Origin of the sequence: Leeuwenhoekiella sp. ZYFB001 (assembly GCF_011784865.1) — a bacterium.
In the GTDB taxonomy this organism is placed as follows: domain Bacteria; phylum Bacteroidota; class Bacteroidia; order Flavobacteriales; family Flavobacteriaceae; genus Leeuwenhoekiella; species Leeuwenhoekiella palythoae.
The window spans coordinates 464,398-476,182 of record NZ_CP050460.1; the positions used below are offsets into that span (position 1 = coordinate 464,398).

General features: G+C 39.7%; 13 protein-coding genes, 1 tRNA gene and 1 riboswitch. Of the genes, 1 reads left to right on the top strand and 13 read right to left on the bottom strand.

Translation table 11 applies throughout. From position 1 onward, the window contains the following. Nucleotides 1-253: 253 nt before the first annotated feature. The 7 genes from tenA to HCN54_RS02035 all read right to left on the bottom strand — a co-directional run bounded on the left by tenA (nt 254) and on the right by HCN54_RS02035 (nt 6,627). Nucleotides 254-907, bottom strand: coding sequence for a thiaminase II (gene tenA, locus HCN54_RS02005; protein ID WP_167596318.1), 654 nt, complete (start codon nt 905-907; stop codon nt 254-256). Then, on the bottom strand, nt 894-1,727 hold the full coding sequence (gene thiD / locus HCN54_RS02010) for a bifunctional hydroxymethylpyrimidine kinase/phosphomethylpyrimidine kinase (protein WP_167596319.1): 834 nt from the start codon (nt 1,725-1,727) through the stop codon (nt 894-896). The genes tenA and thiD overlap by 14 nt, the downstream gene beginning before the upstream one ends. A gap of 2 nt (nt 1,728-1,729) precedes the next feature. Then, entirely contained in the window at nt 1,730-2,389 is a 660-nt protein-coding gene (gene thiE, locus HCN54_RS02015; RefSeq protein ID WP_167596320.1) for a thiamine phosphate synthase, read from the bottom strand. A 2-nt stretch (nt 2,390-2,391) separates the two neighbouring features. Then, nucleotides 2,392-3,186 carry a hydroxyethylthiazole kinase gene (gene thiM, locus HCN54_RS02020; protein WP_167596321.1) on the bottom strand — a complete coding sequence of 265 codons (795 nt, stop codon included), beginning with the start codon at nt 3,184-3,186 and terminating at the stop codon, nt 2,392-2,394. Nucleotides 3,187-3,236: 50 nt separating this feature from the next. Further along, a riboswitch (TPP riboswitch) is annotated at nt 3,237-3,331 on the bottom strand. Nucleotides 3,332-3,383: 52 nt separating this feature from the next. Further along, complete coding sequence (locus HCN54_RS02025; RefSeq protein ID WP_167598814.1) at nt 3,384-3,842, bottom strand: Na(+)-translocating NADH-quinone reductase subunit F; 459 nt, start codon at nt 3,840-3,842, stop codon at nt 3,384-3,386. A 60-nt stretch (nt 3,843-3,902) separates the two neighbouring features. After that, on the bottom strand, nt 3,903-6,326 hold the full coding sequence (locus HCN54_RS02030) for a DUF4982 domain-containing protein (protein ID WP_167596322.1): 2,424 nt from the start codon (nt 6,324-6,326) through the stop codon (nt 3,903-3,905). Between the two features lie 73 nt (nt 6,327-6,399). Continuing rightward, nucleotides 6,400-6,627, bottom strand: coding sequence for a hypothetical protein (locus tag HCN54_RS02035; RefSeq protein ID WP_167596323.1), 228 nt, complete (start codon nt 6,625-6,627; stop codon nt 6,400-6,402). Nucleotides 6,628-6,754: 127 nt separating this feature from the next. Between HCN54_RS02035 and HCN54_RS02040 the strand changes: the two genes are divergently transcribed. Further along, on the top strand, nt 6,755-8,107 hold the full coding sequence (locus HCN54_RS02040; protein ID WP_167596324.1) for a glycoside hydrolase family 28 protein: 1,353 nt from the start codon (nt 6,755-6,757) through the stop codon (nt 8,105-8,107). A gap of 36 nt (nt 8,108-8,143) precedes the next feature. On the opposite strand, the gene HCN54_RS02045 is transcribed toward HCN54_RS02040, so the two are convergent. The 6 genes from HCN54_RS02045 to HCN54_RS02070 all read right to left on the bottom strand — a co-directional run bounded on the left by HCN54_RS02045 (nt 8,144) and on the right by HCN54_RS02070 (nt 11,775). Next, a tRNA-Arg gene (locus HCN54_RS02045) sits at nt 8,144-8,217 on the bottom strand. 138 nt (nt 8,218-8,355) lie between these two features. Further along, the gene (locus HCN54_RS02050; protein WP_167596325.1) at nt 8,356-9,225 is read right to left on the bottom strand and encodes a M57 family metalloprotease; all 870 of its coding nucleotides are present in this window, start codon (nt 9,223-9,225) and stop codon (nt 8,356-8,358) included. A 174-nt stretch (nt 9,226-9,399) separates the two neighbouring features. Then, nucleotides 9,400-9,675 carry an ATP-dependent Clp protease adaptor ClpS gene (locus tag HCN54_RS02055; protein ID WP_167596326.1) on the bottom strand — a complete coding sequence of 92 codons (276 nt, stop codon included), beginning with the start codon at nt 9,673-9,675 and terminating at the stop codon, nt 9,400-9,402. A gap of 26 nt (nt 9,676-9,701) precedes the next feature. After that, the gene (prmA, locus tag HCN54_RS02060; protein WP_167596327.1) at nt 9,702-10,538 is read right to left on the bottom strand and encodes a 50S ribosomal protein L11 methyltransferase; all 837 of its coding nucleotides are present in this window, start codon (nt 10,536-10,538) and stop codon (nt 9,702-9,704) included. 8 nt (nt 10,539-10,546) lie between these two features. Continuing rightward, nucleotides 10,547-11,296 (bottom strand): triose-phosphate isomerase, encoded by a 750-nt coding sequence (tpiA, locus tag HCN54_RS02065; RefSeq protein ID WP_072983975.1) that lies wholly within the window; start codon nt 11,294-11,296, stop codon nt 10,547-10,549. Next, entirely contained in the window at nt 11,293-11,775 is a 483-nt protein-coding gene (locus tag HCN54_RS02070) for a TlpA family protein disulfide reductase (protein WP_167596328.1), read from the bottom strand. The genes tpiA and HCN54_RS02070 overlap by 4 nt, the downstream gene beginning before the upstream one ends. Nucleotides 11,776-11,785 lie beyond the last annotated feature (10 nt).

Here is an 11,785-nt window from a genome sequence, read left to right on the forward strand (position 1 = left end):
AGTAAATAGATTTTAATCTAATTTACTAATTATCAGAATACTAAGAGTGTTTAAAAAGAAAAGCCCTCAGCACGTATGGCTCAGGGCTTCAAAATATATAATTAACGCTAAATCTAATTTTCAAATCTGATGGCGGCTAATCCAAATAAATAAATGAAAATCATTCTGTTAATTGTAACACTACCTAAAGACGATGCTTTTAAGGGTACGTGACACAATTTATTTGAATTAATAATTATTTAACATCAGCGGTCTAGAACGGCCAGGTTCGCAAAGCCGAAGCACTATCCCAAAACATAAATTCTAATTGACTGGCAGTATAAAACGCGTGGTGCATACGCTCTTGTTGTTGTGCTGTGCAGGTAGCTGCGACACGGTCGCAAGCTGCAATAGCTTGCTCAACAAGAACACTAAATTCTTCCCCGGCATAGGTATCAATCCATTTTTGGTAGGGATTATTTTGCTGTTTTTGTTTTTCGTAGATCACGTCACCTACTTTTTTGTAGATCCAAAAGCATGGCAACACGGCTGCCATCGCAACTTCTACTTGCTCTAAGGCCGCGGTACTTTTTAAAAAGTGTGCGTAATGATGCGAGGTAGGCCCTAAAGCCCCAGTTCTATCAATATGGAACTCCTTAAAAAACGATTCGTGTAATGCGTTTTCTACCACAATAGCACCTTCGGCAAAACGCGTAAAAGTGAGGATGTCTTCTACGTCGTGTGCTCGGGCAGCGATTAAAGCAAGCGCCCGGCCAAAGTTTTCCAAATAACTAGAATCTTGTAAAACGTAAAATTGAAACTGCTCTAAAGGTAGTGTGCCATCAGTTAATTGGGTGATAAACGGCATCTTTAAAATTTCAGAATATATGCCTTCTATTCGTTGCCAGCTCGCTTTACTCCAGCTCATATTTGATTAATTTTTGAGGATTGAAAAAATGATTGAGAGGCCCGTTACCTTGACCTATTTTGGCGTCTTTAGCATGATAAATAGCTTGATGCACATAGTCCTGACCTTTGGTCACGGCTTGTAAAAGGCTATGTTTTTGAGCTAAAAAAGAAGCAATCGCTGAAGAAAGCGTACATCCTGAGCCGTGCATATTTTGCGTTTTAAACTTTTCAAACTCAAATTCGTGAACGCTTTGATCCTGATCAAAAAAGAATGAGGTCAATAGATCAGTCTTTAAATGTCCACCTTTTAGAAGCACCGATTTGCAGCCCAGTTTAAGGATTTTAGTTCCGGCGAGCCGCATATCACCAAGGCTTTTAACAGGCATATCAGCGAGGATAGCAGCTTCGTCCATATTGGGTGTGATCACATTGGCACGAGGGAAAAGTGATGTTACAATACTTTTTATGGTCGCATTCTCAATAAGTTTGTGACCACTGGTCGCGACCATCACCGGATCAAAAACAACCGGAATATCCGGATATTCATTGAGTTTAGCAGCAATAACTTCTACCAATTCTGGCATGTGAACCATGCCTATTTTTACAGCGCAAGGCGGAATATCTTCAAATATAGAATCCAGTTGCTCTTTTACAACAGAAGTAGGAATACTAAAAATGGACTGAACCCCCGTAGTATTCTGTACCGGAAGTGCGGTAAGCACTGTGGTGGCGTAGCAGCCTAATGCCGAAATGGTTTTAAGATCAGCCTGAATGCCGGCACCTCCGCTTCCGTCAAATCCGGCAATGCTTAAAACCGTAGGATATTTATAGTACTTCATAATTAATATGGTTTTACTGTGCGTGATTTCAGTCCTTTTTCAATCTCCAAGCGTAATTCTTTTGCAGCGCTTTTGGGATTTTTGGCAGCGCAAATCGCTGAAACTACCGCAATACAATCTGCTCCGGCTTCAATTACTTTTTTGACATTGGAAGCCTTCATATGACCAATGGCTACAAGCGGTTTTTGAGTGCTCGCTCTAATTTTTTCAATGCCATCTAAACCCCAGGTTGTAACGGTATCTGTTTTGGTAGCAGTGTCAAATACAGGACTTATTCCTAAATAATCTGAAGTATAGGTTTGCTCGTTATATAGCTGTTCAAGATATTCAATAGAATAGCCTAGAATCCCGCAAGATTCCCAAGCTACTTTTATTTTAGTTGGAGCAATATCTGAGTTCCCCACGTGAATCCCTGCTGCAGCGCTTTTTTGAGCCACCTCAAGATTATCGTTGATAATCAGCGGCACGTTATACGGCTGCAACACTTCTTTCAACTGCAGCGCTTTATTTAAGAAGGCTTCGGTAGTATCTTTTTTTTCGCGTAGCTGAATAAGATCAACACCACCTTGAACTGCGGCTTCTGCAACTTCGAGAAAATTTCTGCCCTGGCATGCTTCTTCAGAAATCACTAAATAAAGACGGTATGGAAATGCACTTGCCATACTTAATCTAGAATTTTGACGGTGTTTATATACTCCTCTTTGGTGATCGAATGCAATTTATCAAGAAGATGCGTTTGTAAACTTCCCGGGCCTTGAGAAGACTTGGCGGCAAGTTCCCCGGCGACTGCCATTAAAGAAGTAGCAGCAAGAGCGGCTTCTTTTTTATTAGGAATTACAGCAATAAATGCAGCAAGAATCGCCGTCGCAGAACATCCCATTCCGGTGATTTTAGTCATCAGCGCATCTCCGTTTTTAAGTTGATCAACACTTTCTTCAGAAACTACAATATCAACAGCACCTGATATTACGACTAAAGCGCCGTATTCTTTATTTAAAAATTGCGCAGCTTCAATGGCTTCCAGGCTAGAAGAAGTACTATCAACTCCTTTTGTGGCTGTGGTATTATGTTTTGCCAAAGCCAAAATTTCTGACGCATTGCCTCTGATCGCTGTAGGTTTTAGCGCCAGTAATTCGCTAAGTACTTCATCACGATACGCAGTAGCGCCAGCACCCACCGGATCTAAAATCCAGGGTTTGTTATTTTGATTTGCGGCTGCAACCGCCAATATCATAGATTCTACCCAGTATTCATCAAGGGTACCAATATTAATCACCAAAGCCTGGCAGATGGCTTGCATACTTTGCATTTCGGGATGAGCGTGGGCCATTATAGGGGAAGCGCCTACCGCAAGTAAGGCGTTTGCGGTATTATTCATCACAACATAATTGGTGATATTTTGTACCAACGGAGCTTGCTCGCGAACACTGGTAATATGCTTAAAAAGTAACTCTTTCATAGATTGATTTTAAAAGTTCAATGGCTATAGAGTTACTTCTAGAGTAGAAGTGCAATGTAGATACTTTTCCCTACGCTGGTCTCAACCAAACAGGTTCAAAGGGACTGTCTCAATTCTAGTTGCTAGAATACCCCTAAAGCCAAATCAAAGATAAATGTTCTGCACGGAATGCAGTAAAATAAGCGTGGATAATTAAGTTATGGCAAAGCCAAAAAATCATTTACCGGTTGGTTATTTTCAAACTCAAAGAGTTTAGAATAATCCATAGCATTTGGAATCTGGTCCAGTTTGCAGAGCAATGCTACTGCTTGGCACATTCCATTGAACATCACTTCTTTTGAAGTGCGATCAACAGTAACTTCTGAACGTCTAGAAAGCGGAAGCGAATACCCGCAACCTTCTAAAAATGCTGCTTCGATCTGAAGTAATTCTAGAGGTGAGTAGCCCGCGAATGTTCTACCTAAAGATTGATGCACTTTACCCACATAGGTAAGTTTATTGCTTCCGTGGCCTTCCGTAAGGTGTTTCCAGCTGTCTGTATTATCTAGAATATTTCCTACAGCACAACTTTTACAACATTCAGGATTGAGGGTGTCATTATGAAATGCTTTGTATAATTTTTGAATAGCGAGGTCAAATCGAGCGGTAGCGTGCATCATCTTTTTCTTTTTTATAAAGTTACGAAATTCAAAACGAAGCTTTACTATGCAAAATCATCAAAGCGTGGTTATCGAGATAGTTGCCTTTTTAAGCTGTTTGCCTGACACTTCAAGATTAAGGTTTCCGGGGTTTTTAGTGCTTTCTACAAGAACCACGAGTTTGCCGCTAAAAAGTTTCATCTGAGGCTCATAAAACGATGCTAAAGAAGTAGGATCACCGTTACAAACCGCTTTAAAATTACCTTTACCGGTAACTTTAAACTTCAATGCGTTTGTTGCAGTGGGGCAGGGGTTGCCGTTTTTGTCAACCACAGAAACCGTAACAAAGCTAAGGTCTTTTCCGTTTGCAGTGATGGTTTTTCGGTCTGCTTCCAAAATAATTTGATGAGGTTTTCCCGCAGTTTTAATGGTTTTTTCAGCAGCTTGCTTTCCATTTTTATCAAGCGCGACCACTTTTAGTGTACCGGGTTCATAGATAACATCATTCCACATCAGGCGATACCGTGTTTGCGGTGTAGAATCATTTTTGATACGAATTCCTTGGCTTTTTCCGTTTACAAAAAGCTCGGCGCGGTCATAACTGGTGTATACAAAAACCGGAGTTTTTTTGCCCTCGCGACCTTCCCAATTCCAATGGGGTAACATATGAAGCGTTTCATCTTCTGTATTCCAACGGCTGCGGTAGAGATAATACCTGTCTTTTGGTATTCCTGCAAGGTCGATCATCCCAAAATACGAACTTCGAGAAGGCCAGCTGGTGTCATAAGGCGTGGGTTCACCAAGATAGTCAAAACCGGTCCAAACAAACTCCCCAATCACCCAAGGTTTATCATCTTGCATAATAAAATCTGTCTCCGGAAGATTTGACCAACTGCAATATTCGAGATCGTACGACGAACTTTGAAAATCAGGATATTCTTTCATACTCGCTTTTTCAACAGGGAATTTGTAAATGCCTCGCGAACTCACCGTTGAAGCAGTTTCTGAACCCAAAATAAAGCCCTGCGGAAACTTTTCATAAGCTTCTTCATACAGATGGACGCGGTAGTTTAAGCCGGGAATATCCAGAATGGCGCCAAAACCAGACTCCATTGTGGCTTTTACTTGATCCATACCCACGGTAACGGGGCGTGTAGGATCTTCCCGGTGAAAAATATTTTGCAACCATAAGGCGCGTTTTACCCCGGCGCTTCCGTACTGATCGGGCACCTCGTTACCGGCGCTCCACATAACAATAGAAGGATGATTGCGCGTAGCGCGCACAAGATTTACTACATCTTTTTCGGCGTAGTCATCAAAAAACCGATTGTAGCCATTTTTTACTTTAGGTTTTTTCCATTCGTCAAAGCTTTCCGCCAGAAATAAAAAACCCATTTCATCTGCTAATTCCAGTTGCTCAAATGAAGGCATATTATGCGCACTGCGAATGGCGTTACACCCCAGATCTTTTAAAATTTGCATTTGCCTGCGCAACGCTGCTTTGTTGACGGCAGTGCCTAAAGGTCCTAAATCGTGATGCAAGCAAACACCCTTAAATTTACGGGTTTCGCCATTGAGCTGAAAACCGTTTTCTGCGGAATAATTGATGGATCGAATACCAAATTTTGTAGCAACTTCATCCTTAAGTTCGTCACCAGCATACAGCTGCGTTACGGCTTTGTAGAGGTATGGATTTTCAGGACTCCATAAACTGGGCTTCACAACTTTTAAATTTTGGTCAAATTGCTGATCGTAAGATACCGGTGTTTGCTGCTGAGCTACAACTAGATTTTGAGCATCATAAATGGTCGTTTTTAGACTAAGATTTTTACCGCTAAAATTCGTTTTGATGTTGACTTTAGCCACTTCTTGAGTAACAACCGGAGTTGTGATGGTAGTTCCCCATTGGTCTATACTTGCAGGGTCTTTGATGATTAAGCTCACAGGTCTGTACAAGCCTGCACCGGGATACCAACGCGATGAAAATTCGGCATTAGAAAGTTTTACAGCGAGCGTATTTTGACCTTCTAGAAGTGCGTCGCTGATATTAAAGTAAAAGTACGCATAGCCGTAAGCCCATTCGCCAATTTTTTTACCATTGAGATACACCTCAGGTTCGCTCATAGCGCCTTCAAAAAGGAGAAGAACTTTTTTATTAAGATCTGCTGCATCAATATTGAAATTCTTTCTGTACCACCCTGTACCGGTAAAAGGTAAGGCTCCGGTGCGCCCGGTTTTTTCGGTGGGTATGCTCTCTCCGTTTTGAGTAATGGCAACGGTTTGCTTGTCGATCTCTTTGTCAAATGGGCCGTAAATCGCCCAGTCGTGAGGTACTGAAACTGTTTGCCACTGTGCGTCATCAAAATCGCTAGTTTCTGCGTTTGTGATTTCTCCCTTATGAAATTTCCAATTTTCCTCTAAGGTCTCCACACGCCGTGTTTGTTGAGCTGAAAGCACCAAAGAGAAAAGAAGTATTACAAGAACTAAGGTATTTTTGAGCATAATCTGGTGTTTGAAAAACTAGGCTCTAAAAATAGAAATAAATAAATGTAATAAATACGTTTTATATGAATTCTTATGGAAACATATCACAGCGGCATGCGTACCATTGCTTCGAAAAACTTTCTAACTCATCAAGATAGTTGTGAATGGCTCTTGTACCTTCAACCGATTTGTCGTTGTCTAGAAGAATAGGCGTCGTTGCCTCTGCAGTTATTGTGATTTTAGAAGGAATGAGTATCTGCTCTATTCGATCAATCAACAATTTATAGTCTGTAATATTTGTGATTTGAAGCTCTAGCATAATGACTTGTTCTAGGCTTTTAGTCGAAAGAAAAAGCAAAACCTTAAGCAAATGATGCAATCGATTTCGCAACCTTGTTTATTTTGGGTATTTTTAGTCAATTCAGTTTAAAGTAATCTTTTTTCCAATGCGTATTAACTATTTCCAATTTGTCTTCTTTTTAAGTTTTAATGCGTGCTGTTTTGCCCAGGATAGTCTTGTTACCCAGATACAGCAGATAGAAGAATCTATAGAAACGCCTAATATTCCAGAAAGGACGATTAATGTGTTAGACTATGGCGTTAAGACAGACGATGCTAAAAATGATAAGCCGGGATTTGATGAGGCTATTGCTGCTTTGGTTAAAGCAGGAGGCGGTATTTTAAAAGTTCCTAAAGGAAGCTATTTGCTGAAAGGACCTATTCATTTAAAAAGCAAAATCAATCTACACCTTGAGGCCGGTGCCGTTCTTAATTTTAGTGATACTCCTAGTGACTATCCTTTAGTCGCAACCAGTTGGGAAGGCACGTTTATTTCTAACTACAGTCCGTTAATTTATGCGTACCAAGCAGAGGATCTAGCGATTACCGGTAGCGGCACGATCAATGGCAATGGTGACGGAATTTGGGCCACTTTCAAAACTCAAGAAGAAGCGGACAAGCTTTCTAGCCGAAAGATGAACCACCAGCAAACACCGGTGACATCGCGAAGGTTTGGAAACGGACACTTCTTACGCCCGCAATTGGTGCAGTTTTTTGATTCAAAACGCATTCTAATTGAAGGTGTTCGGTTTGAAAATTCGCCATTTTGGTGTGTACATCTTTTGCGTTCTAATAACATAACTATTGACGGAATCTCTTATGATTCTCAAAATAAAAATAACGATGGTATTGACTTAGAGTACGCCAGTAATGTGGTGATAAAGAATGTAGTTTTTAATAATAGTGACGATAATGTTGCTATGAAAGCCGGGCGAGATACCGAAGGTCGCGCGAATGCCGCAACACCTTCTGAGCGCATTGTCGTACGCGATTGTAAATTTAAAGGACTGCACGCTATTGTGATAGGAAGTGAGATGTCTGCCGGGGTTCGTGATGTTTATATTTATAATAATGAGGCTTGGGGCTATTTAAAACGAGGAGTCTATTTTAAAACCAATTCAGATCGTGGTGGGTATATCAGAAATATAAATATCAGTGACAATACGTTTAAAACGGTAGAGGATGCTATTTTTATGACGGCCAACTATCACGGTGAAGGCAGCGGCAAACATATCTCTCAAATATCTAAAATCCTTCTAAAAAATCTAGATTTTGATCAGGCAGAAAATTTTGGTATTGTGTTAGAAGGATATCCTAACCAACCTATTTCAGATATTCGGTTAGAAAATATTCAAATTACTAAGGCTAAAAATGCACTTACATTAAGAGATACAGAAGGAGTTCAGTTTAAAAATATTCAGATTGGGGAAGCGGCGGGAACACCATCTTCGGTTAAATAAAAAAAGCCACTCAATTATTGAGTGGCTTTCCTTTTGTGACCTCGGCAGGATTCAAACCTGCAACCTTCTGAGCCGTAATCAGATGCGCTATTCAGTTGCGCCACGAGGCCTTTTTTATCTGCAAAATAATAACCAGCGGTTATCTCATTTTGCGGGTGCAAATATAAACCTTTTTTGGAGTTCTGCAAACATTAAAATAAAAAAAGCCGTTTTGGTGAGAAACGGCTTTTAAATTGGCTAATTAATCTCTAGTACATATTGTTTAATGCAGTGATGTCATTGGCATTAAATTCCCCATCTTCACTAGCGCTAAAACAAGCGAGCATTACAGAGCTAGGATCGTAACCTGTAGGAGTTCCTGCCACGTGGTTGGTGTCACCGCCTTCATTTACGTTTTGTCCACAACTTTGTCTGCTAAACCAGTCTGTATGTCTAAATCCAACCGAGTGACCAATCTCGTGGGTAATAACGTGCTCTACCACATTGGTGTCATAATTGGTAAGGCCATAAATCTGAACAAACTTGTAAGGCAAACCATTACTTGGGAATCCTGCGCTACCGCCGGCACCATTAGGATTGTTGACCGTGTTGTTGTAAACGACCATATCTTTATCCTGATAGTTAGTGCCAAAAGTCAAATTAAAACTGATACTTACGCCACTTAGACGATTGTAGTTGTCTACCGCCCATTGCAAAGCCGTACGTTCTTTTTGACTTAACGCCTGACTTCCGCCGGTATAGCCAATGATAGAGATCGTTCTACCTTGACTTACTAATGCTGAAGTACGATACTGTTTAGAATCACCTTTTCCTGATTTTGATTCTTCAACGTTAGCGGCCATTGCAGAAAGTTCTTCAGGAGTAATGATGACATCTTCCTCTAAGAAAAGTCGAGGTTCAGAAGAGCCGTCAGGAAAATAAAAGTCATCCCAACGTACATAATTGGTGTTCATCCCCAAGTCTTCAACTTGCTGGATAATGGCTTGAGAAACCTCGAGATTTGCTGTTGGTTCAGCAGTTGCTGTCGAGGTTTCTTCAACATCTTCAGAACAAGATGTAAGTGCCAGAGAGATTCCAAGGCTTAACAAGCCTACTTTTTTAAATGTTTCTGATAACATATAATAATAGTTAGTGTTAATAATACTTGTAAATTATTATAATTATTCAGAATAGCAAACACTTAAACGTTAAAAATAAAACTTTTAACGATTTTAAATCATTTAGAATAAAATGTTATGTAAGAAAAAAGCCTCTAAAATAGAGGCTTTGAAACTGTTTTATGTGTGAAGTATTTAAATGATTTCAGCGCTTAAACCTGCATCTAATAATGCAGAACATCTTGGCTCAAGATCATCATAGCTACCGGTTTTTACGGTGCATTTACCTTTGTAATGAACTATTAAGGAACATTGCTCTGCCTGAATAGGTGTGTGATCACAAACCTGTATTAAGGTGTCTATTACGTGATCAAAAGTATTTACATCGTCGTTATATACTACGATCTCATTATTTCTATCTACTGCCTCGAGGACATCAACTTCATCTTGTACCTTCTCTCTTGTGCTCATGGTGTAAAAAACTTAGGTTCAGGGAATTAATTTTTTACAAATTTACACGCTACCCAGTTATTTTTTTCAAAATTCATGATAAAATTTAAACCGTGCTGATTACACACATTAGTAATCGCAGGAATGTCTTGCGTATAAAATCCACTTAAAAGAAGAATTCCTTCGTGATTCAGACATTTAGCATACGTAGGAATATCCTGTAAAAGAATGTTGCGATTGATGTTAGCGATTATCAAATCATAATGCGTATCGCCTAGCATCGTCGCATCACCTTCGTAAGCCTTAATAAAATCTACATCATTTCGGGACTTATTTTCAACTGTGTTTTCAAAACACCAAGGATCAATATCAATAGCGTCAACTGGTTTTGCACCCTTAAGGGCAGCAAAAATTGCCAGAATACCGGTGCCGCAACCCATATCGAGTGTGCTTTTTTCTTCGACATCTATTTTAATAAGATGCTTGATCATCAAATGGGTGGTCTCGTGATGCCCGGTGCCAAAAGACATTTTAGGCTCGATCACGATATCATATTCCATATCAGGTTTTGGGTGAAAAGGAGCCCGCACAGAGCAAATACCATCTACTTCAATGGGTTCAAAATTCTTCTCCCATTCTTCATTCCAATTCACCGGTTCAATGGTGTTAATGGAATAAGTGATTTCAAATTCAGGATTGTTAAGAATAAAGACTTCGTCGAGTAAATTTTCTTTATCTAATGAAGCGAGGATGTATGCTTTTACACCCTCGTTTGTCTCATCAAAACTTTCAAAGTCAAGTTGGCTCAACTCTGCAATGAGTATTTCGGAACCGGGATTTACCGGATTGACCTTAAACTCATATTCAGCATATACCTCTGCCATAAATAGATTTAAAATGCATTTACAATGGTCATAAAGTCTTCTGCTTTTAAAGAAGCGCCACCTATAAGACCACCGTCAACATCTGGTTTAGAAAAGATTTCTTTCGCGTTAGCTGGTTTTACGCTTCCTCCGTAAAGGATGGTAACATTATCAGCGATTTCTTTAGAATACTCGTCTGCAATAGTTTTTCTGATAAAAGCGTGCATTTCTTGTGCTTGCTCCGGGCTGGCAGTTTCACCTGTACCAATTGCCCAAACTGGCTCATACGCCAATACAATATGTTTCCAAGCATCTGCATCTAGGTGAAAAAGCGCCTGACTGATTTGCTTATTTACAACTTCAAAATGCTCTCCAAAGTTTCGGTCTTTAAGTTCTTCACCAAAACAGTAGATCACTTTCATTTCATTTTCTAGCGCTGCGTTTACTTTTTCAGCAAGTAGATCTTCTTTTTCGCCAAAATAAGCACGACGCTCACTATGACCAAGAATAACTGTTTTTACTCCAACACCCTTAAGCATAGCTGCACTTATCTCACCGGTAAAAGCACCAGAAGAGGATTGATGCATATTTTGCGCCGCTACCTCAATATCAGAATCCTTAAGCGTTTCAAAAGCAGAATAAAGATTGGTAAAAGGAGGTGCGATGATTACTTCAGCATCTGAAGTTTTAGAGATTTTTTTGAGTCCGGCGATTAATTCTTGCGTGTCAGCAAGATCGGTATTCATTTTCCAGTTACCGGCTACGATATTTTTTCTCATTGTATTTGATTTAGTAGTTGATTGTCTTTAGTAGTTATTGCTCTATAAACTTTAATGGTTCCGGAAGCGTCGAGCAAAATGTAACGCGGAATCCAGTCTAGATCTATGCTGCTGCATAGTGGACCTTTCCAGCCTGATTTTATATAATAATGATCGCCTTTGAGATCGTATTTTTTGATCCCCTCTTTCCAGCTTTGTATATCTTTATCTAATGATAGAAAGACATAATAGATCTCTGGATTTTCATTCTGTAATTCTTTAAGGTCAGGAAAACCTTTAACGCAGTCTTTACACCAAGATGCCCAAAAATCAATCAAAACAGTTTTTCCTTTATGCATTTCCAAAACAGAGTTAAATGTTATTTCTGCTCCTCTTATATTAATCACAGCATCGTTTAACGCTTCTTCAGAAAATGACTTTTTTTGCGAAAAGGCAACCGTAATAAACAAGATTGCCAAAATTGTTAGTGTATTTTTCATAAAAATGGAA

Excerpts from the sequence above, each read along its gene's own strand:
- thiD (WP_167596319.1), bottom strand. The coding sequence starts at position 1,727 with ATGAAGTACTATAAATATCCTACGGTTTTAAGCATTGCCGGATTTGAC.
- HCN54_RS02070 (WP_167596328.1), bottom strand. The coding sequence starts at position 11,775 with ATGAAAAATACACTAACAATTTTGGCAATCTTGTTTATTACGGTTGCC.
- prmA (WP_167596327.1), bottom strand. The coding sequence starts at position 10,538 with ATGGCAGAGGTATATGCTGAATATGAGTTTAAGGTCAATCCGGTAAAT.
- tenA (WP_167596318.1), bottom strand. The coding sequence starts at position 907 with ATGAGCTGGAGTAAAGCGAGCTGGCAACGAATAGAAGGCATATATTCT.
- HCN54_RS02030 (WP_167596322.1), bottom strand. The coding sequence starts at position 6,326 with ATGCTCAAAAATACCTTAGTTCTTGTAATACTTCTTTTCTCTTTGGTG.
- thiM (WP_167596321.1), bottom strand. The coding sequence starts at position 3,186 with ATGAAAGAGTTACTTTTTAAGCATATTACCAGTGTTCGCGAGCAAGCT.
- HCN54_RS02025 (WP_167598814.1), bottom strand. The coding sequence starts at position 3,842 with ATGCACGCTACCGCTCGATTTGACCTCGCTATTCAAAAATTATACAAA.
- HCN54_RS02035 (WP_167596323.1), bottom strand. The coding sequence starts at position 6,627 with ATGCTAGAGCTTCAAATCACAAATATTACAGACTATAAATTGTTGATT.
- HCN54_RS02055 (WP_167596326.1), bottom strand. The coding sequence starts at position 9,675 with ATGAGCACAAGAGAGAAGGTACAAGATGAAGTTGATGTCCTCGAGGCA.
- HCN54_RS02050 (WP_167596325.1), bottom strand. The coding sequence starts at position 9,225 with ATGTTATCAGAAACATTTAAAAAAGTAGGCTTGTTAAGCCTTGGAATC.
- tpiA (WP_072983975.1), bottom strand. The coding sequence starts at position 11,296 with ATGAGAAAAAATATCGTAGCCGGTAACTGGAAAATGAATACCGATCTT.
- HCN54_RS02040 (WP_167596324.1), top strand. The coding sequence starts at position 6,755 with ATGCGTATTAACTATTTCCAATTTGTCTTCTTTTTAAGTTTTAATGCG.
- thiE (WP_167596320.1), bottom strand. The coding sequence starts at position 2,389 with ATGGCAAGTGCATTTCCATACCGTCTTTATTTAGTGATTTCTGAAGAA.